Consider the following 20,332-nt stretch of genomic DNA (forward strand, 5'->3'; position numbering starts at 1 on the left):
GATGATGGCCTCAGCCTCAGTGCGCGTCCGGCGGCGGCGCGTTCAAAGTAATGGGTTTGGAAAACACGACGGCAAGCAGCGCGACGACGAAACACAGCGACAGCGCGTAGTACGCATCCGCATAGGTGAGCGTCAGCGCTTCGCGATAAATCAGCCGATGCAGGTTCGCGAGCCCGGCCTGCGCGGTATTCAGCGTATTGCCCGCAACAGCAGTCCAGTACGCGGCCTGATGATCGAGCAGCGACGCGATCTGCGGCTCGCCCGCGCTCACATGCTCGTTCAGGCGCAGGTAGTGGAAGTTCAGCCGGTCGTTGAGCATCGTCGCGCTCACCGCGATGCCGATCGCACCGCCGAGATTGCGCATCAGGTTGAACAGTCCGCTCGCGGATTTCAGCCGCGACTGCGGCAGCGAGCCGAGCGCCATCGTCACGATCGGCGGCACGCTGAACTGCTGGCCGATCCCGCGCAGCGCCTGCGGCAGCAGCAGTTCCCGCCAGCCCCAGTCGTGCGTGATCGGCGTGTACAGGTAGCAGCCGAGGCCGAAGCAGATCAGCCCGAACACGAGCAGCGCGCGCATGCTGAAGTAGCGCGCCGCGAACGCATACACGCAAAGCGCGACCAACTGGAACGCGCCGACCGACAGCAGCGCCAGGCCGATCTGCAGCGAGCTGAACGCGCGCACCTGCGCAAGAAACAGCGGCGTCAGGAACACGGTCACGAAGATCCCGATGCCGGTCACGAACGACAGCAGGCTGCCGATCCCGAAGTTGCGCACGGCGAGCGCGCGCAGGTCGACGATCGGATCGTCGGCGGTCAGCGCATGCACGATGAACAGGAAGCCGCAGATGCCGGAGATCCACGCGCAGATGACGATCGCGTCGTCGCCGAACCAGTTCTTGCGCGGGCCTTCTTCCAGCACGTATTCGAGGCAGCCGAGGAAGCCCGACATCAGCACGATGCCGAGATAGTCGCCGCGCTTGACGAGGCTCAGGTCGGGTTCGTCGATATGCACGTAGCGCGGCACGAGTGCGGCCACGGCGATACCCGGCACGAGGTTCAGGTAGAACAGCCAGTGCCACGACCATTGATCGGTGATCCAGCCGCCGATCACGGGGCCGATCGCCGGCGCGAGCGACGCGAGCGCGCCGATGGTCGTCGACGCGATCAGCCGCTGCTTGCCGGGGAACAGCACGAACGCGGTGGTGAACACGGTCGGGATCATCGCGGCGCCGAGCGCGCCCTGCAGCCCGCGAAACAGGATCATCGAGTTGATGTCCCACGCGAGCCCGCACAGCATGCTGGTGATCGTGAAGCCGACGGCCGAAGCGACGAACAGCCAGCGCGTCGACATCACCTTCGACAGCCAGCCCGACATCGGGATCACGATGATCTCGGCGATCAGGTAGGCCGTCTGCACCCACGACAATTCGTCCTGGCTCGCGGACAAGCCGCCGCCGATGTCGCGCAGCGACGACGCGACGATCTGGATGTCGAGCGTCGCCATGAAGAAGCCGACGCACATCAGCGCGAACGCGAATACGCGCTGCCTGGTCGGTTGCGACGCGGGGTCGCCGGAAAACGCGGTGGTCATGGTCGGCTCCCGCTCAGTTCGCGTGGTCGGTATGCACGGTCACGACCGCGGACAGGCCGGGGCGCAGCACGTGTTCGAGGCCCGGCTGCGGATCGAGATGCACGCGTACGGGCACGCGCTGGACGATCTTCGTGAAGTTGCCGGTCGCGTTCTCGGGCGGCAGCACGCTGAAGGTCGCGCCGGTTGCGGGCGCGACGCTGTCGACGCGGCCGTGCAGGCGCGTGCTCGACGCATCGAGCGACACGTCGACGCGATCGCCCGCGCGCATCTTGCGAAGCTGGTCTTCCTTGAAGTTCGCGTCGATCCACAGCCCGGAAGCCGGCACGACCGTCAGCAGCGGCACGCCGACGTTCGCGAGCATGCCGACGCGGCCCGTGCGGTTGCCGACGTAACCGTCGACCGGCGAGCGGATCGTCGTGTATTCGACGTTGAGCGCCGCGACGCGCTGCGCGGCGAGCGCGGTGTTCACGCGGGCGCGCGCATCGGCGAGCTGCGCGCCGAGCACGTCGAGCTGCCGCTTCGAGGCGAGCAGTGCGGCGTCGCTGCGGTCGACGGCCGCGCCTGCCTTCGAATAGTCGGCGTCCGCGCGCTCGACGATCTGGTTCGACACGGCGTCGGATTTCACGAGCTCGCGGTAGCGCACGCGGTCGGAGGCGGCGCGCGTCAATTCGGCCGACGATGCGTTCTTGTCTGCCGCGTGCTGGCCGATCACCGCGAATTGCAGTTGCTGCTTCGCTTCGAGTTCGGTCACGGCAGAGCGCGCGCTGTCGACTTCGGCGCTGGCCTGCGCGAGCTTCGCATCGTAGTCGCGCGCATCGAGCTGCACGAGCACGTCGCCGGCCTTCACGCGCTGGTTGTCGGTCACGAGAATCCGGTCGACGAAGCCGTTGACCTTCGGCGCGAGCACCGTTACGTCGCCGCCGACATACGCATCGTCGGTGCTTTCCTGGAAGCGCAGCACGAACAGCCAGTCGAGCGCGGCCGCCGCAACCGCGACGACGACGGCGCTTACCGCGATGCGCATCCACGGCACGCGGCGTCGCTGCTTCGCGGGCGGGTCGATTGTGGCTGCCTCGCGGGAAGCAGCGGCTTCTTGGGTCGTTTCCATCGATTCACCTATGTATATGCACTTATTGAAACGATCGACGATGTCGCGTCGATCGGGGAAGGGGTTAGCGCTCCGGCAGGTTGTGCGTGATCCGGAACAATTCGTCTCTCAGCCGGGCTGCCTGCGCCGGCCCGAATCGCCGTTCGAACGCTTCCTGTGCGGCGAGCCAGTGCACGTGTGCGTCGGCGATCTTCGTTTCGCCGTGTGCGGTCAGCGCGAACGTCTGGCGGCGGTGCGGCGGCTCGATCCGGCCCGTCACCAGCGCCGCGCCGACGAGCGGCTTGAGCGCGCGCAGCAGCGCGGTGCGCTCGATCACCAGCACCGACGACAGCGCCGCCATCGTCTGATGCGGCCGGTCGCGCAGCAACGCGAGAATGCTGTACTGCGACGGCGTGACGCCAGCCCGCGACAGGTAACGCTCGTAGAACTGCGAGAGCCGGCGAGCGGCTTGCCGGACCGCGAAGCAATCGTCATCGGTGAGCGTGGTCTTGTGCATGTGCACATGTTAGGGCGCGGGGCGGGGCGAAGCGATGGGCGGAGCAGGATCAGATTGGTGTCGTGGCTGTACCAATCGGCGTCAGGTCGGCGCGTTCGCGCGCCGGATCAGGCTGCCGCCGGAACGATCCGGCCGACGCGGTCGCAATAGTCGGCCGTGTAGTCGATGAACGCCTTCACTTTCGCGGGCAGCAGCGCGCGGTTCGCGTACGCGAGCTTGATCTCGACGAACGCGTCGACGAGATCGGCGTCCTCCAGCAACTGCACGAGCGCACCCGACGCGAGTTCGGCTTCGACGAGCGTTCTCGGCACGACGCCGATGCCGAAGTCGTGCATCACCATTTCGCGGTTGAAGACGGGGCTGTTCGACGAGATGTCGAAGCGGTACGGCACGGTCAGCGTGTCGCCGTCGACGCGGAACGACAGCGCGGGCCGGCGCAGCGACGGCGATATCGGCACGAACGGATGATCGGCTAGGTCCGCCGGCGTTTCGGGGCGCGAATGCGCGCTCAGATACGCGGGCGTCGCGACGATCACGACCGGAATGCGCTCGACCAGCCGCACGACGGTCGTCTCGCTCGTCAGCATGTAAGGCACGACGATGCCGATGTCGTAGCCTTCGCCGACGAGATCGACGGGGCGCTCGGTCAGCGTGACATCGAGGCGCACCTTCGGATGCGCGCGCTTGAAGCCGGCGATCAGCGGCACGAGCCGGTTCAGCGCGGCCGTCGTATGCGCGACGAGACGCAGCAGGCCCTCGGGCTCGCGCGTCTGAGTTTGCGCTTCCGCTTCGAGCGCGTCGAGCTCGTCGAGCACAGCCGCGCAGCGCTCGTAAATGCGTTCGGCGGTTTCGGTCAGCGACACCTGGCGTGTGGTCCGGTGCAGCAGCCGGCTGCCGAAGCGCGCCTCCAGATCGGCAACAGCACGCGACACGACCGGCCGCGCGAGGCCGTGCATGTCGGCGGCGCGCGTGAAGCTGCGCATCTCGACCACCGACCGGAAAATCCGCAGCTTGTCGATGTAGTCCATGTCCGTCTCCTTGACGCGATGGCGGGCGCCGGACGCGCCCGGCCGGCCTCGTTACGGCGGAGTGTACATTGACTTTATGCATATGCACATATAAATTGCGGAGCATGAACGACAACCCGATTGCCCAAGCGTGCAACTGCCTCGCGCTGCGTCAGGCGGCGCGCTTCGTCACGCAATTGTACGAACGCCATCTGGCCCCGGTCGGCGTCACGCCCGCGCAGTTTTCGATCATGGCGAATTTGACGCGTCGCCCCGGCCTGCTGATGAGCGAACTGGCCGATGCGCTCGTGATGGATCGCACGACGTTGCTGCGCGCGCTGAAGCCGCTGCAGCGCGACGGTTTGGTCGCGACGGCCGCGTCCGAGCACGATGCGCGCGCGCATGCGTTGAGCCTCACGAAGCTCGGCGAGCGCACGTTCGCGCGGGCGTTGGTCGCGTGGCAGGCCGCGCAGGACGAATTCGAGACGCAGTTCGGCCAGGGGCGCGCGAAGGCGCTGCGCGATGAACTGTTCAGCCTGACCGCGGAACGCTAGGCGGGCAGCAGGTGGCTCGCGCGTTGCGACGAACTGGAGCGGAATTCGAGCCATCGGTCGCTTCAGCGGAGTTCGAGGCGCGAAGTCATGGCATCCATGACCGAAAATTGGTTTTTAAATTGTCCGGATTGGTGATGATCTGGACAGTTTTTATTTCCAGTTGTAGAGTCCTCTGACGGATTTCACGGACCGGCGCCGCCGGCACGAGTCACGAGGAGCAACCGATGCTGCAGTTGAGCGACCGCGACGACGCGATGTTGCGCGGGGATTTCGGCGACGGCGTCGCGCGCGCGATGCGGATCGTCGCACGCACGGCGGAAGTGATGTCCGCGCCGCACCTGATCGACATCACGTCCGCGCATATCGACGGCTGTCTTTATCACGGCCAGACCAGTCTCGACTTCGTCGAGTATTTCGTCGATACGGGCGCGAAGGTCGCGGTGCCGACCACCTTGAACGTCGGGTCGCTCGACCTGATCCATCCCGAGCTGTATCACGGCGACCGCACGATCCAGCGCGATGCGCAGCGCCTGATGGACGCGCATTTGCAGCTCGGCTGCGAATCGAGTTTCACGTGCGCGCCGTATCAGTTGAAGAACCGTCCCGCGAAAGGCGAGCAGATCGCGTGGGCCGAATCGAATGCGATCGTGTTCGCGAACTCGGTGCTCGGCGCGCGCACGAGCCGGTACGGCGATTTTCTCGATCTGGCCGCCGCGATTACCGGCCGCGCGCCGTATGCGGGCTTGCATGTCGAAGCGAACCGCGCCGCGCGGATCGTGTTCAACGCACCGGACTTCAGCGGCCTGCCATCGCGCGATATCTATTTCGCCGCGCTCGGGTTGCTGATCGGCAAAATCGCGGGCGCGATCGTGCCCGCGATCGTCGGGCTGCCGGCGGATACCACCGAAGACGAACTCAAGGCGCTCGGCGCGGCCGCCGCATCGAGCGGGGCCGTCGCGTTGTTCCATGCGGTGGGCGTGACGCCCGAGGCGCCGACGCTCGATGCCGCATTGCACGGCCGCTCGGCGCAACGCACGGTCGACGTCGCGATGGCCGATCTCGACGAGATTCGCCGCACGCTGAACCACGGCGCGGCCGGCGACGCGCTCGTCGCGGTGGCGCTCGGCACGCCGCATTTCTCGCTGGCCGAATTCCGCACGCTCGATGCGTTGCTCGAAGCGTTTGACGGCAAGCCGGCCTGCGATTTCTACGTGAACACGAGCCGCTTCATTTTGTGGGAGCTGGGCGAAGCCGGCCTTGCGAGCAAATTCGCCGCGCGCGGCATCCAGATCGTCGTCGATACCTGCACGTACATCACACCGGTGATGAAGCAACTGTCGGGGTTGGTGATGACCAACTCGGGGAAATGGGCGTCGTATGCGCCCGCGAATATCGGCGTGACGGTGGCGTACGGCAGCATGCGCGAATGCGTGCGGTCGGCGTACGAAGGAAAGGTGCGATTCGATGATTGAAGCGACGGGCAAAGGTCTGACGGGCGACACGCTCGTGCCGGGCAGCGCATGCGCGAGCGCGTTCGTGCTCGACAAGCCGCTCAGCTTCTGGGGCGGCTACGATTCCGGCGCGGGCAGGATCGTCGATCGCGGGCATCCGCAGGCCGGCGCGAGTCTCGCCGGCAAGGTGATGGTGATGCCGCACGCGAAGGGTTCGAGCTCGAGCAGCAGCGTGCTCGCGGAAGCCGTGCGCAACGGCACGGGGCCCGTCGCGATCGTGCTGAAGGAGCGCGACCTGATCATCTCGATCGGCGCGATCGTGGCCACCGAGCTGTATGCGATCGCGGTGCCGGTGGTATGCGTGACCGATGACGTGTATGACGCGATCGTCGCCGCAACCGGCGAGGTGCGGATCGACGCGGGCGACGGGGACGGCGGCGCGCGGATTTACGTCGGAGGTTGATGCGTCGCGTGTCAGCCAGCCGATTTACTCGTGTGACGGTCTGCCGGCCGCTTCCCGATACGCGCTCGGCGTCTGCCCGGCCCAGCGCCGGAACGCGCGCGTGAAATTCGCCGGATCGGTAAATTGCAGCCGCTCGGCGATCGTCTTCAGGTCGAGATCCGACGCGGCGAGCAACTGCTTCGCGTCACGAAACCGCGCTTCGTCGAGCAATTGCCGATAGCTCGAACCGGCTTCCTCCAGCCGGCGTCGCAACGTGCGCGTCGACACGAGCAGCGCGTCGGCGAGTGTTTCAGGCCCCGGATAGACGCCGGTTGCTCTCGCCAGCTCCGCGCGCACGCGTTCGACCAGATCGCCTTCGTCCTGCCGCACCTGCGCATACTCGCGCTCGACCTGCACGAGCGCCTGCCGGTGCGCGACTTCGTCGGCGAGCGGCAGCGGCCAGTCGAGCACGTCGCGAGCAATCCACAGCGCGTTTGCCGCACAGCCGAATTCGACCGGCGGCAACTGGTCGCGATAGCGCGCGAAATACGCGGGCTCCGGCCACGCGAATTGCAGCGCGATCGGCGGCGACGCGCGCCCGGCCCATTGCGAGATGTTCTGCGCGAGCCCGGTCAGCACGAATTCGAACATCACGTGATGCTGCAGCACCGGGCTGGCCTGCACGCCGTGCAGTTCGAGCGTCGCGCCGCGTTCGTCTTCCGCATAAGTCAGCCGATATTGGCGGTTGCGCATCCGGAAGTAGCGTTGCGTGACGGACAGCGCTTCGCGGATGTCCCGCGCGGTCAGCGTTGCATAGCCGAGAAAGCCGTGCACGGTCGGCTTCAGCAGCAGTCCGAACGCGAGCCCGATGCCCGGATCGCCACCGATCTCGATCGCATTGAGCACGAGCCGCCCCCATTGCGACGGCGCGACGCGCGCGTCGGGTTCGGCCAGCACCGCGTCGCGCAGGCCCGTGCCGGCACGCACGGCGGCCAGGTCGACGCCGCGCGCGGCCAGCGCCTGCAGCAGCAGGCGCGTATAGGCGACCGGAATCGTCGGCCGGCGCAGCCCGAGGCGGTCCTTGGCGAGTGGGGAGGTCATGTCATTTTGGCCGGAAATGACAAGCATTATGGCTGTTTGCCCCCTCACGTTCAAGGCGGCGCGCGCCTACGATGGCAGGCATCGCTTACCGGCAGGATCACCATGACGACCCCCTTTCCCCATCTGCTCGCGCCGCTCGATCTCGGCTTCACGACGCTGAAGAACCGCGTGCTGATGGGCTCGATGCACACGGGCCTCGAGGACAGCCGCAAGACGCTGCCGCGGCTCGCCGAATATTTCGCCGAACGCGCACGCGGCGGCGTCGGCCTGATCGTGACGGGCGGCTTCGCGCCGAACGTGGCCGGCTGGACCAAGCCGTTCGGCGGCACGCTGATGACGTCGGCCGCCGCGCGGCGGCATCGCGAGATCACCGGCGCCGTGCATGCAGAGGACGGCAAGATCGCGCTGCAGATCCTGCATACGGGCCGCTACGGTTACCACCCGTTCGCGGTCGCGCCATCGAAGATCAAGTCGCCGATTTCACCGTTCGCGCCGCACGAACTGAGCGCGGGCGGCGTCGAGCGGCAGATTCGCGCATTCGTCCGCTGTGCGAAGCTCGCGCGCGAAGCCGGCTACGACGGCGTCGAGATCATGGGCTCCGAGGGCTACCTGATCAACCAGTTCATCTCGATGCATACAAACAAGCGCACCGACCAGTGGGGTGGTTCGTACGAGAATCGCATCCGCTTGCCGATCGAGATCATCGAGCGCACGCGCGAAGCGGTCGGCCGCGATTTCATCCTGATCTACCGGCTGTCGATGCTCGATCTGATTCCGGACGGCAGCGACTGGAGTGAAACGGTGCAGCTCGCGAAGGCTGTCGAGCGCGCGGGCGCGACGATCATCAACACGGGGATCGGCTGGCACGAGGCGCGCGTGCCGACCATCGCGACGTCGGTGCCGCGCGGCGCGTTCGCATGGGTGACGAAGAAGATGAAGGGCGAGGTCGGCATTCCGCTCGTGACGACCAACCGGATCAACCGGCCGGAAGTGGCCGAGCAGATCCTGGCAGATGGCTGCGCGGACATGGTGTCGATGGCGCGCCCGCTGCTCGCGGATGCCGAGTTCGTCGTCAAGGCCGCGCAGGGCCGCGCCGACGAGATCAACACCTGCATCGGCTGCAACCAGGCGTGCCTCGACCACGCGTTCAAGAACAAGATCGCGTCGTGCCTGCTGAATCCGCGTGCGTGCCACGAGACGGAGCTGAAATACACGCCCGCGCAGCAGCCGAAGCGCATCGCGGTGGTCGGCGCGGGCCCGGCCGGGCTCGCGTGCTCGACCGTGCTCGCGCAGCGCGGCCATCAGGTCGACCTGTTCGACGGCGCAGCCGAGATCGGCGGCCAGTTCAACATGGCGAAACAGGTTCCGGGCAAGGAAGAGTTTCATGAAGCGTTGCGCTACTTCGGCCGCCAGGTCGAGCTGACCGGCGTGAACCTGCACCTGAATCGCTGCGTCGACGCGAGCGACCTGATCGCGGGCGGCTACGACGAGATCGTGCTCGCGACCGGCGTCGCGCCGCGCGACCCGAAGATCCCCGGGCAGGACGGGCCGAATGTGCTCAGCTATATCGACGTGCTTGCCGGCAAGCAGCCGGTCGGCCGGCGCGTCGCGGTGGTCGGCGCGGGCGGGATCGGCTTTGATGTCGCCGAGTATCTGGTGCAGGCGGGCGAGTCGCCGGCGCTCGATCTGGAAGAGTGGAAGGCCGAGTGGGGCGTGACCGACCCGGCCGCGACGCGCGGTGGCGTGACGCGTGCGCAGGTTGCGGCGCCCGCGCGTGAAGTGACGCTGCTGCAGCGCAAGGCCGCGCCGCTCGGCAAGGGGCTCGGCAAGACGACCGGCTGGATTCACCGCGCGACGCTGAAGATGAAGCAGGTGAAGATGATCGGCGGCGTGAACTACGAGCTGATCGATGCGCGCGGGCTGCACGTGTCGTACGGCGAGCAGCGCACCGATCACGAAGTAATCGAAGCCGACACGATCGTGCTCTGCACGGGGCAGGAGCCGCAGCGCGCGTTGCTCGCGCCGCTGCAGGCGGCCGGGCGCTCGGTGCACCTGATCGGCGGCGCGGAACTGGCCGCCGAACTCGATGCGAAGCGCGCGATCGATCAGGGCGCGCGGCTCGCGGCGCGGCTGTAACGGGCAGGCGGTTCGACGTTCGTTTCGACGGTCGTCGCGTGGCGGTAGTTTGCCCGCGCGACGGCCCGTGGTTTTCCATCCGATACGCCGGTTCGCGCGCGCAGGATGGCGTTGACGACCCGCGCGTACCGCGTCGACACGCAACGTGGCGGCGCGACCCCGGCAGACCGCGATCGGCCGGCGCGGCTCAGGCCGCTTCCGCCCTTTCTTCCTCTTCTGCTTCGAGCATCGCCTTGACGATCAGGTAGACGGCCGGCAGGTCGTCGTCGTCGCGACGCCAGTCGACCGGTTCCTCGACGTCCGCGGCGACCAGCCTGCTGTCGCGCAGCCGGATGAATGCGTCGACGACGGTCGGATCGTTGCGGTTCAGGAAGCCGGCATTCGAGAAGGCCAGCTCTTCGACGTTCAGCAGCGCCTGCCAGCTCATCGTGCGGACGGCGGCAGGATGGGTGCGGCGCCGCAGGCCGAGCGCCCGCTGCGCGGGGCCGCCGACGGCACGCTGCAGATCGACGACCGCCCGCTGCGCGGCGCGCTCGAAGTGGACGGGATTGAAGCCGGGTTGCTCGGGATCGAATGCGGATGACTGGAACATGGTCGCCTCACAAAAGTCCGTCCGTCTGTGGATGACGGAATTCGGGTCAAATGGTGCAAAAGCACTGTAAATATATACAGTGTTCGAGGCGGTTTCAAGTCCCGGATGAAGAATCTTGCCGGAGCGGGCAGGGGGCGGATGTCGGAAAGCCGATGGAAGCCGGTATGCGAGCGCTGCCCGCTCGTTGTCGCGCCGATTCCGTGGGCCGCATTCGGCTTATACCGATTCCGCGATGGTCTCCCGCAGCCACCGATGCGCGGGATCGCGATGCACGCGCTCGTGCCACAGCATCGACATTTCATAGCCGGGCACCTCGACCGGCGCTTCCACGACGCGCAGCGCGGGCACATCGCGCACCAGCCGCTCGGGCAGCATCGCGACGAGATCGGTGCTGGCGACGGCCGACATCACGAACAGGAAATGCGGCACGGACAGCACGACGCGCCGCGTGGCACCGAGCTTCGCGAGCGCTTCGTCCGTCACGCCGAAGAAGCCGCCGCCGTCGGGCAACACGATCACGTGTTCGAGCATGCCGAACTGCGCGAGCGTGGGGCGCCGTTTCAGCTTCGGATGCCCGGCTCGGCCGATGAGCACGTAACGCTCGACGAACAGCGGCAGGCGCCGCATGCCTGGCGGCGAGCCCTCGGTCGTATGAAAGGCCAGGTCGATGCCGTTTCGCTCGGCGTCCTGCTCGATGCGCGGCGGCACGAGTTCGACGACCGCCAGCCGCGTACCGGGCGCGGCCGCCCGCAGCGTGTTCAGCGCGGGCAGCACGATCGTCGATTCGCCGTAGTCGGTCGCGGCCACGCGCCACGTGTTCGTCGCGGTCGCGGGATCGAATGGCGTGGCCGGAACCACCGCGCGTTCGACGGCTTCGAGCGCGTCCCGCAGCGGCTCGCGCAGCGCTTCCGCGCGCGCGGTCGGCCGCATCCCGCGCGGCCCCGGCAACAGCAGCGGATCGCCGAACAGGTCGCGCAGTTTCTGCAACTGCACGCTCACTGACGGTTGCGACATGTTCAGCCTTTCGGCCGCGCGCGTGACGTTGTGCTCGGCGAGCAGCACGTCCAGCGTGACGAGCAGGTTCAGGTCGAGTCGCCTGAGATTATTCATGGCTATACCTGGAATATCAGGAATTCATTTCAAATATACCTTCGGCGGGGGCATCCTGCAGCCATTCAATCAACGGAGTGACGAACATGAATGTGCTGATCGTTTATGCCCATCCCGAACCGCGTTCGCTGAACGGCGCGCTGCGCGACTTTGCCGTCGAGCATCTCGAAGCGGCCGGCCACACCGTGCAGGTGACCGACCTGTATGCGATGAACTGGAAGGCGGCGTTCGATGCGAGCGACGTGACCGATCGCGCGCCCGATGCGCGCTTCGATCCTGCGCTCGACTCGAAGCATGCATTCGAGACGGGCACGCAACGCGACGATATCGCGCGCGAACAGGACAAGCTGAAGTGGGCCGACGCGGTGATCCTGCAGTTTCCGCTGTGGTGGTTCTCGATGCCGGCGATCATGAAGGGCTGGGTCGAGCGCGTGTATGCGTACGGTTTCGCATACGGCGTCGGCGAGCATTCCGACAACCACTGGGGCGACCGTTACGGCGAGGGCTCGCTGGCAGGCAAGCGTGCGATGGTGATCGTGACGACCGGCGGCTGGGAATCGCACTACAGCCCGCGCGGCATCAACGGGCCGATCGACGACGTGCTGTTCCCGATTCAGCACGGGATTCTGTATTACCCGGGTTTCGATGTGCTGCCGCCGTTCGTGATCTACCGGACGGGAAAGATGAACGACGCGCGCTTCGAGGAAATGCGCGCGGCGCTCGGCAAGCGGCTCGACGAACTGTGGACCGCGCAGCCGATTCCGTTCCGGCGGCAGAATGCAGGCGATTACGAGATTCCGGCGTTGACGCTGAAGGAGGAGATCGCGCCGGGGAAGGCGGGGTTTGGCGCGCATCTCGCGCACGAGTGCTGATCGTGCGCGATCATGGCCGATCGATGCGTCGTTCGACGCGCAGGCGGCCCGGCGGCTCGAAGTAGGTGCCGAAGCGCACGAGCCCGGCGTTCTTCAGGTGGCACGTCATCTCGAAGCTGACCAGGATGCCGGGATCGCGGTTGTCGACGATCCCGACGTCGATCGAGCGAATGCGCGGCTCGTACTTCAGCAGCGTCGCTTCCATCTGCTGCTTGAGCAAGTGCGCGGATGCGGGCAGTGCTTTATAGATGTTCGTGAGATCGGGCAGCCCGTAGTCGGGCAGGTGCTTGAGCGCACCGGCCCGCGTATTGAGAATGCGGCGTACGTTCTGCTGAACGCTCAGGCATTCGAGCGTCCGGTCGTCGTAAGCGCCGATCGGTTCGCCGCCGATCTGGCCGAGCAGCATGTCGTAGAGCGAGGGGCCGGCGGTCATCGGTCGTGCCATCGCGTAGTGCCGGGATCGCAGGCTGTCGGCGCGTCGACGAAGTCGATCGTCAACGATCCTTCGGCCGTGGCCGACAACAGGATTTGCCCTGGCGTCATGCCGGATGCCATCCGTCCAAGCAGTTCGCGGGACACGACCGGCAGCACGCGCTGGTTCAGGAACGCGTCGACGCTGCGTGCGCCGGATTCGCGCGACCCGCAGTGCTGCGCGATCGATTCGATCAGATCGTCCGCGCACGTCAGGGCCACCGCGTGTTGCCGATGGAGGCGTTCGGCGATCTTGTCCAGCTTGATCCGCACGATCGACGCAAGCGCTGCCGCGCCGAGCGGCCGATAGACGAGTGTCTGAAAGCGTGCGAGCAGTGCGGGCTGGAAGTGCGAGACCAACTGGGGATGAACGATTTCGCGCAGCGCTGCGTGCGTGATCGCTGGATCCTCGGCCGTTGCATCGTCGATTTGCGCGCTGCCGAGATTGGACGTCATCACGATCACGCAATGGCGGAAATCGATTTCGCGTCCCTCGCCGTCGCGCATCGTGCCTCGGTCGAACACCTGATAGAAAATGTCGAGCACGTCGCGATGCGCCTTCTCGACTTCGTCCAGCAGCACGACGCTGTACGGACGCTGACGCACGGCTTCGGTCAGGACGCCGCCGCGTCCGTAACCGACGTAGCCGGGCGGCGAGCCCTTGAGCTGCGACACCGTATGCGCTTCCTGGTACTCGGACAGGTTGATCGTCGTCAGCGCGGCTTCGCCGCCGAACAGCAGGTCGGCGAGTGCCAGCGCGGTTTCGGTCTTGCCGACGCCGGACGGCCCGGTGAGCAGGAACACGCCGAGCGGTGCGTGCTCGTTCTTCAGGCCGGTCTTGGCGGTACGCAGGCTCTCCGCCAGCGCACCGATCGCATCGTCCTGCGCAACCACGCGCGCAGCGAGCGTCGCTTCGAGCGTGAGCAGGCTCCGGAGTTCGTCGTCGACGAGATTGCCGACCGGCACACCGGTCCATTCCGCGACAACGCGCGCGATGGATTGCGCATCGACGTCGGCGGCGATCATCGGCGATTTGCCCTGAACGGTCGATAGCGCATCGATGGCATTGGAAATGGCCGCCGGATCGGGCGCGGGGCCGGCTGCGCCGCGAAGGGTGCGCAAGACGTCGACGAGTTCGCGTTCTCGCGTGTACTGGCCGAGCAGCATGTCGGCGGTGTCGCGCACCGCGTCGTGTTCCGTGTCGATCGTGGCGCGCCGTTCGGCGACATCGCCGATCCCGGCTCGGGAATCCGCATCGAGCGCGGCGCGTTCCAGTTCGAGTGCCGTCAGCGTCGCGCGTGCCTGCTGCAGTTCCACCGGCGGCACGTCGAGCGCCATGCGCACTCGCGCGGCCGCCGTGTCGATCAGATCGACGGCCTTGTCCGGCAGTTGGCGGGCCGGGATGTAGCGGCGCGACAGCCGCACGGCCGCGACGATCGCATCGTCGCGAATGTGGACGTCGTGATGCTTCGCATAGCGGCTTGCGAGCCCGCGCAGCATCAGGCAGGCCGTGTCGTCGTCGGGCTCGTCGACCTTGATGACCTGGAAGCGCCGTTCGAGCGCTGCATCGCGTTCGAAATATTCCTTGTACTCGGCCCATGTGGTCGCCGCGATCGTGCGCAACTCGCCGCGCGCGAGCGCCGGCTTGAGCAGGTTTGCCGCGTCGGCGCCGCCCGCCGCGTTGCCCGCTCCGATCAGCGTATGCGCTTCGTCGATGAACAGCAGGATGGGTGTCGCCGATGTCCGCACCTCGTCGATCAGGTTCTTCAGTCGTTGCTCGAATTCGCCCTTCACGCCTGCTCCGGCCTGCAGCAAGCCGAGGTCGAGCGTCAGGATGCGCGTGTCGCGGATCGTTTCCGGAACGCTGCCTTCGATCACGCGCAACGCGAGCCCTTCGACCAGCGCGGTCTTGCCGACGCCCGGCTCGCCGACCAGGATCGGGTTGTTCTTGCGACGGCGCGCCAGCACGTCGATCATCTGCCGGATCTCCCGGTCGCGGCCGAAGACGGGGTCGATCTCGCCACGGCGGGCCTTCTCGGTCAGGTCGAGCGCAAAGCGTGCGAGGGCGTTGTCGTCGGTGGCGCGAGACGGTGCGTGCCGGGCGTGACGATCGGTGGAGGCTTCCGTCTCTGCATTGCCGGACTGATCGGCGGTTGGCGACGTTTTCGGCTGCAACGTCATTTCATCGGACGCGTTCTCGGATGAACGCCGCCCGATCCGGGGCAGCACACGCCGGATCTGCGCGCTTGAAACCGACAACAGCGGCCACGCACGTTGCGTGCGCAAGACGTGTGGCGCGTCGACGATCGCCTGCAGCAGATGGCCCGAACGAATGGCGCCGCCGGAATCGTCCGACACCGCATGCGTCCACGCATCCTCGATCACCGTGGCGAGCTGTCGTGACAGCGCCGGCATGCCGCGCAACGTGCGCGGCATGCGGTCGATCACGTCGATCAACGCATCCCACACCGCATCGATATCGAGATCGTAGTGGCGCAGGATCGCCGGAATGTCGCCGTCATCTGCTTCGATCAGTTTCAGCACCCAGTGCTCGACCGCGATTTCGTCCGCGAGCCGGGTCTGGCACAGGCTCGCGGCGGCTTCGAGCGCGCGCGTGCAATGAGGATTGAGACGGCGAATGAGATGGGAGGCGTCCCGGAGAGGCGGCGTCATGTCGATAGCGGATCAGGAAGGGAGGAGGGCGTGCTCGTCGATGCCCATGCGAACCTGCGGAACCGGTTGCGGGCGAGCGGGCGGGCAGCCGATGCGTCGGAATCCGGCGCGAGCACGCACCGGATTCCGCCAGTCGGTCAGCGCATCAGGAACGTTCGTTCCACGTGTCCTTGTGGATAATGTTGCCGTCCTTGTACGACCACGTGATCGTCTCGTAGCGCAGTTCGACGTCTTCGAGATGGTTGTGTTTCTCGTAGTCGGGATTCTTGATGTCGAGCATCTTCGGCTTCACGGCGACGATCTTCACGTTGTCGAGCTTCGTGTTGAAGTACTCCTTTTCCTTGCCCGCGTCGTCGATCTTGTACCACTTGATCTCGACCGACTTCAGGGTCTGGCCGCTCGTCACGGCCTTGTACAGGTACGGCGTCGACGCGTCCGTCTCCTTCGTCAGCGTGATCGGCTTGTGCACGCGCGTGCCGGTGAGCTTGCCCGTATTGCCGTCGGTCGGGATGTGCACGCCGTGATCGAACGCGACCAGTTCGACGCTGCCTTCGCGATCCTGGACGGTCACCGAACCCTTGATGTCCGCACCGCCGTCGTCCTTGAGCCACATGTAGGCCGGAATTGCCATCTGTTCACTCCTTCTTCTTCGTACTACGAATCGCCGGAACCGGATTCCGGCACTGACAAACCCGGGACGGATGTCCCGGGAACCCAAACGCGTATTACCTCGTGGTGCCGATCGACACGGCCGGCGCCGGCATGTCGGGCACCAGCGTGATTTCGACTCGACGATTCTTCGCCCGTCCTTCGGGCGTGGCGTTGTCCGCCACCGGCCGCGTATCGCCGTAGCCCTGAATCGCGAATTGCGTCGTCGGCAAGCCCGATGCATCGACGAGCCAGTCGCGCACGGCGGTCGCGCGGTCGATCGACAGTTTCAGGTTGCGGTCGGGGCGGCCCTGGTCGTCCGCATAGCCCGCGACAAGTACGCGCTTGCCGGGATGCGCGTTGATCAGTTCGAGCGCATCGACCATCGCGCGCGTGGTGCCCGGCTTCAGTTGTGCTTTGCCGCTGTCGAACAGCGACATGCTGTCCAGCGTGATGACGGCGGGCGGCGGCGCGGGCGGTTCGTAGGAGGCGATCGCGTCGTTGAGCATCGGCAGCAGTCGAGCGCCGCGATACGTGCCGAACGACAGGCGGAGCGGAACGCCGATGCGGGCATGCCGGTCGAGTTCGTCGCGGTCCGACGAAAGGGATTTGAGCGCGTCGCGCTTCGCGGTGTCTTGCGCAGCGGGGAGGCGGTTGTAGCGCTCGACGTGTTCGCCGATTCGGGTCATCAGCGTTTCGTTGTTCTTCGCGGCGCCGCAGATGGCGGCGGTAGCGGCGCAAGCAACGATCGCGACGACATGCGCGGCTGCGGTGACGCGCGGCGCCCGCCGCAACCGGCGCGGCATCGCGTCGATCAGCGGCTGCGGCAGCGGCCATGGGGAAGGCGATGCAGGTAGCGCGGCCGGTGCGATGCCGATGCGCGATCGGACGTCACGTTCCCATGGCTTGCCGGGGCCCGTCGCGGGGCCATGGTCGATCCAGCCGGCGCCGAACAACGGCCAGGGCGACGCAGGCTGGCGTCGGTCCGTCAGCGTGTCGAACACGGCGCGGCGAGTCCATCCGATCATCGATCCGATCCCGGCGGCGCGTGCCGCGACTGCGTGGCTTCCGTCGGCATGGAGGGCATCGGATTCGGCTGCGTCGATCGCGGAGTCGAAACGGTGCATGTCCGCGATCGGTGAGCCTGCGGATACGCCATACCATTGGGCCACCGGCCCCGCTGAAGCGGCTGTATCGGAGAGTCGCTGATAGATCGCGACGTAGCCCGGCAACGACGCGCCAAGCATGCGCGACGTGTCTGCAACCGCCTGCCGGATGACGCGGAGCGTTTGCGACAGCAGATCGTCGTTCGCATGCAGTCCCGGCGCGACCGACAACACGACGCAATCGGGGGCGTGACCGTCCCGCCACTGGCGGACTGCGACGGCAAGGCGGGGAAGATCCTGCGGGCGATCGGCTCGCAACCAGATTGCGCCGTCGCCGACATGGACGAAGCGCGACCGCGTTGCGTCGCGATCGAACAACGCGGGCAGGCCGTCCCCGGTGACGAGGGCGAGCGGCATCCTGGTGCGCAGCGCGACGGGCAGGTCGGCGGTCGCCGCGCCGAGTTGCGCGATCACGTGCACGTTTTGTTCGCGGGCATGCGTCAATCTGCGCGAATGCAACCAGACGATCGGCGCCGAAAACGCGACGACGATCACAATCAATCCCCACTTGACGCCGCGGTCGACGGGCAAAACCCATCCGATGACGGCAAGCGCCAGTGCGGCCGATATCATCACGACCGTGCGCAGCGGGTAGCCGAGGCCCGACAGGGCCGCGCGCGCGGCATCGGAGTCGGCACGTGTTGCCGCCGGCGGGAGAGCGGTATCGGAAGTCACGGCCGTTTCGCTTTCTGGACGAGTTGCGCCAGTTCCGCGTCGAGGATGCGATCCCACGCGAACCACACGAACATCGCGATCACGCATGCCGTTCCCGCAATCGCCCACGGAGACAGGCGTTTGAGCCGGTCGATCAGCCGCGTGTGCGAGCGGTCGGTGACGAACCCCGGCCGTGAGGTCGGTCGCAACTGATCGATCCGAGCGACCAGCGCAGCGATCAATGCCTGCCGCTTCGCTTCGCCTTCGTTGGCATTCGGCTGTGGGCCCGAACGGGCAGCGTAACGGCCGCGGAACCCCAGGCCGAGCACGGCTGCATAGCACTCGAGCAGCTCGACGTTCGGTGCAGGTTCGCGCATCCAGTGCTCGAGGCGCTCGTAGATGCGCGTTCCCGCATCGTGAGTGCCGAATCGGTCGACCTGCAGCGGTCGGGACTCCCAGTTCCCCTTGTCCGATGCGGGAAGGTACCGCAATGCCGCTTCATCGATCAGCCCGCACTGGGCGAGGACGGCGTCGTCCCGGATGTCGGCGGCGATCCCTTGCGCATCGAGTGCCGTCGCGAACTGTGCGATGAGTCTGACGCACTGCTGACGCAGATTCTCCTGGCTGTCCACCTGCCCACCGTTCGACAGGTGAGTGACGAGCAGCGCGGTATCGCGCAGTTGCGCCCGCATCGAAGGTCGGGGCGAGCGGCCGGACGATGGCTCCTGCGCCAGCAACGCGGATTCGTGACGAGTGGAGACGATGGCATTCATCAGCGCAGCACCGCATAGAGTTCGATCGACGCGTCCGGAATCGACGCGGGCAGGTAGATCTGGCAAGCGCGTGCGGCGAGCATCCGCGCATGCGCGGCGTCATGCGCATCGAGCGCGAAGTAGTGGTTGTCCAGCCGGACCGGAATGGCGCCGGGCACGCGCTGCACGGCCTTGAGCGGAATGCCGGCCACCGCGGAATTGACGATGTGCTCGACGTCGTCCGGCGCACCGATCTTGCACAGGCGCGAAAACTGTTCGACGAGCTCGAATGCCGGCAGCGCGGCGTTGACGGACAGGTACCAGTCCGCCGCGCCTTCGACGATGCGCTCGTCACGGAACTGGCCGACCCAGGTTGTCGGCGCGGTGTGCGAAAGCCCGATCGACACGACGCGCGACGGGATGATCGCATCGAGCAGATCGCGGATCAGCGATTCGAGCGTCGTAAAGACGCCGTGGGCGTCCGCGTGATCGTAGGGGGGAATGTCGGTCAGCGACATGTGTGTAGAGAACGTGAGCAGCGATCCCGCCAACTGGGCGAGCACCTGATACAGACGATCGGTGGGCTGTGCCGGATGCGACGCGAGAAAGCGCAGCTGCGGCCATGCCTGATGAATGCAATGCAGGAGCCAGAACAGTTGGACATCGGCGATGCCGTACTCGGCCACCTGCTCGATGCGCTCGCTGCGGCGCGCACCGAGGAGCGCGCTTTTGGCGGCGAGGATATCCGCAAGCCGCCGGATGCGCTCGATATGCAGTGCATGACCAGACAGCGACAGGCAGGGCGGCACATATCGGCGGTCGACCTGGAACTGGCCGCCCGTCGTGCGCGTCAGGCGTGCGATTGCGCATGCCGTGTCGTCCGCATGCGATTCGAAGCCGAACAGCAACCGCACGGCGTGGCGTTCGGCGGCGATCTCGGTTTCGCTCGAACCGTTCAGGTCCGTCACCTTGACGAACTCGCGATACGCGCGACGCGGGCGGGCCAGCGCCGTTTCGTCGAAACGACAGTTGCTTCCATTCGCATCGGGTAGCGCGAGCGCGGCGAGCACGTCGACGGTTTGGGCATCGGCCGGAATTTCGCCGGCGAGGTCGCGTGCCGGCGGCAATGCATCGGCGACGGTTGTGTCGACAGGCGTGCCGTCGGGGAAGCGCAATTGCAGCCGGGTAAGCTTCAGGCGACCGGAAGACAATGCCTCCTCGTCGACCTCGACGCTCAGCGTTCCCCATGGCGATACGGACAATGCCGACGCCAGTTGTTGCAGCGCGAACTCGTTCCAGCGCTCCTGCTGCTGGAAATGCTGCTGCGTAAGAATCAGCCCTTCATGCCAGAGCGGTTTGTCGATCCGCATGGTTTGGTCTATATCGATTAGGAATTATGAGGCGCCGATTCTAACCATCGTTTTCAGATTTCGTATACCCCGGGATTGGGTAAATCGTTGACGAATGTGTCATTTATATCGAGATATGTAGGGGTTTAATTTTGAGAT

General features: G+C 66.3%; 18 protein-coding genes. 5 read left to right on the forward strand and 13 right to left on the reverse strand.

Translation table 11 applies throughout. The annotated features are described in order from the left end of the window. Positions 1–16 precede the first annotated feature (16 nt). From ACPUER_RS01995 to ACPUER_RS02010, 4 genes are all read right to left on the reverse strand, one after another. On the reverse strand, positions 17–1,591 hold the full coding sequence (locus ACPUER_RS01995) for a DHA2 family efflux MFS transporter permease subunit (protein WP_310131538.1): 1,575 nt from the start codon (positions 1,589–1,591) through the stop codon (positions 17–19). A 13-nt stretch (positions 1,592–1,604) separates the two neighbouring features. Next, positions 1,605–2,699 carry an HlyD family secretion protein gene (locus ACPUER_RS02000; protein WP_425130230.1) on the reverse strand — a complete coding sequence of 365 codons (1,095 nt, stop codon included), beginning with the start codon at positions 2,697–2,699 and terminating at the stop codon, positions 1,605–1,607. Positions 2,700–2,763: 64 nt separating this feature from the next. Beyond that, positions 2,764–3,195, reverse strand: coding sequence for a MarR family winged helix-turn-helix transcriptional regulator (locus ACPUER_RS02005; protein ID WP_310131545.1), 432 nt, complete (start codon positions 3,193–3,195; stop codon positions 2,764–2,766). 107 nt (positions 3,196–3,302) lie between these two features. Continuing rightward, positions 3,303–4,223: a LysR family transcriptional regulator gene (locus tag ACPUER_RS02010; protein ID WP_425130231.1), complete on the reverse strand. Its 921-nt coding sequence runs from the start codon at positions 4,221–4,223 to the stop codon at positions 3,303–3,305. A 104-nt stretch (positions 4,224–4,327) separates the two neighbouring features. Between ACPUER_RS02010 and ACPUER_RS02015 the strand changes: the two genes are divergently transcribed. The 3 genes from ACPUER_RS02015 (at position 4,328) to ACPUER_RS02025 (ending at position 6,670) form a co-directional block, all read left to right on the forward strand. Continuing rightward, a complete protein-coding gene (locus ACPUER_RS02015; RefSeq protein WP_310131552.1) occupies positions 4,328–4,756 on the forward strand; it encodes a MarR family winged helix-turn-helix transcriptional regulator in 429 nt (142 codons plus the stop codon). A gap of 224 nt (positions 4,757–4,980) precedes the next feature. After that, entirely contained in the window at positions 4,981–6,228 is a 1,248-nt protein-coding gene (locus tag ACPUER_RS02020; protein ID WP_425130232.1) for an aconitase X, read from the forward strand. Beyond that, positions 6,221–6,670: an aconitase X swivel domain-containing protein gene (locus ACPUER_RS02025; protein WP_425130233.1), complete on the forward strand. Its 450-nt coding sequence runs from the start codon at positions 6,221–6,223 to the stop codon at positions 6,668–6,670. Before ACPUER_RS02020 ends, ACPUER_RS02025 begins: the two co-directional genes overlap by 8 nt. Positions 6,671–6,694: 24 nt before the next feature. Here the strand turns inward: ACPUER_RS02025 and ACPUER_RS02030 are convergent, their stop codons facing one another. Continuing rightward, on the reverse strand, positions 6,695–7,777 hold the full coding sequence (locus tag ACPUER_RS02030) for an AraC family transcriptional regulator (protein ID WP_425130234.1): 1,083 nt from the start codon (positions 7,775–7,777) through the stop codon (positions 6,695–6,697). Positions 7,778–7,852: 75 nt separating this feature from the next. Between ACPUER_RS02030 and ACPUER_RS02035 the strand changes: the two genes are divergently transcribed. Continuing rightward, entirely contained in the window at positions 7,853–9,886 is a 2,034-nt protein-coding gene (locus ACPUER_RS02035; protein ID WP_425130235.1) for an FAD-dependent oxidoreductase, read from the forward strand. A gap of 187 nt (positions 9,887–10,073) precedes the next feature. On the opposite strand, the gene ACPUER_RS02040 is transcribed toward ACPUER_RS02035, so the two are convergent. Together ACPUER_RS02040 and ACPUER_RS02045 are read right to left on the reverse strand one after the other, a co-directional pair. Further along, entirely contained in the window at positions 10,074–10,478 is a 405-nt protein-coding gene (locus tag ACPUER_RS02040) for a DUF2471 domain-containing protein (RefSeq protein WP_425130236.1), read from the reverse strand. A 216-nt stretch (positions 10,479–10,694) separates the two neighbouring features. Next, a complete protein-coding gene (locus tag ACPUER_RS02045; RefSeq protein WP_425130237.1) occupies positions 10,695–11,588 on the reverse strand; it encodes a LysR family transcriptional regulator in 894 nt (297 codons plus the stop codon). An 86-nt stretch (positions 11,589–11,674) separates the two neighbouring features. On the opposite strand from ACPUER_RS02045, the gene ACPUER_RS02050 reads away from it, so the two are divergent. Beyond that, positions 11,675–12,460 (forward strand): NAD(P)H-dependent oxidoreductase, encoded by a 786-nt coding sequence (locus tag ACPUER_RS02050; RefSeq protein ID WP_425130238.1) that lies wholly within the window; start codon positions 11,675–11,677, stop codon positions 12,458–12,460. Positions 12,461–12,470: 10 nt separating this feature from the next. Here the strand turns inward: ACPUER_RS02050 and tssE are convergent, their stop codons facing one another. The 6 genes from tssE to tssK all read right to left on the reverse strand — a co-directional run bounded on the left by tssE (position 12,471) and on the right by tssK (position 20,194). Next, a complete protein-coding gene (tssE, locus tag ACPUER_RS02055; protein WP_425130239.1) occupies positions 12,471–12,893 on the reverse strand; it encodes a type VI secretion system baseplate subunit TssE in 423 nt (140 codons plus the stop codon). Further along, on the reverse strand, positions 12,890–15,604 hold the full coding sequence (gene tssH, locus ACPUER_RS02060) for a type VI secretion system ATPase TssH (protein ID WP_425130240.1): 2,715 nt from the start codon (positions 15,602–15,604) through the stop codon (positions 12,890–12,892). The genes tssE and tssH overlap by 4 nt, the downstream gene beginning before the upstream one ends. A gap of 145 nt (positions 15,605–15,749) precedes the next feature. Next, on the reverse strand, positions 15,750–16,235 hold the full coding sequence (locus tag ACPUER_RS02065) for an Hcp family type VI secretion system effector (RefSeq protein WP_006479553.1): 486 nt from the start codon (positions 16,233–16,235) through the stop codon (positions 15,750–15,752). 94 nt (positions 16,236–16,329) lie between these two features. After that, positions 16,330–18,093, reverse strand: a complete 1,764-nt coding sequence (locus ACPUER_RS02070; RefSeq protein WP_425130241.1) for an OmpA family protein — start codon at positions 18,091–18,093, stop codon at positions 16,330–16,332. Further along, on the reverse strand, positions 18,090–18,845 hold the full coding sequence (locus ACPUER_RS02075) for a DotU family type IV/VI secretion system protein (protein WP_425130242.1): 756 nt from the start codon (positions 18,843–18,845) through the stop codon (positions 18,090–18,092). Before ACPUER_RS02075 ends, ACPUER_RS02070 begins: the two co-directional genes overlap by 4 nt. Further along, the gene (tssK, locus tag ACPUER_RS02080) at positions 18,845–20,194 is read right to left on the reverse strand and encodes a type VI secretion system baseplate subunit TssK (protein ID WP_310131668.1); all 1,350 of its coding nucleotides are present in this window, start codon (positions 20,192–20,194) and stop codon (positions 18,845–18,847) included. Before tssK ends, ACPUER_RS02075 begins: the two co-directional genes overlap by 1 nt. Between the last annotated feature and the right edge of the window lie 138 nt (positions 20,195–20,332).

Source organism: Burkholderia sp. DN3021 (assembly GCF_049805555.1).
GTDB lineage: Bacteria > Pseudomonadota > Gammaproteobacteria > Burkholderiales > Burkholderiaceae > Burkholderia > Burkholderia pyrrocinia_C.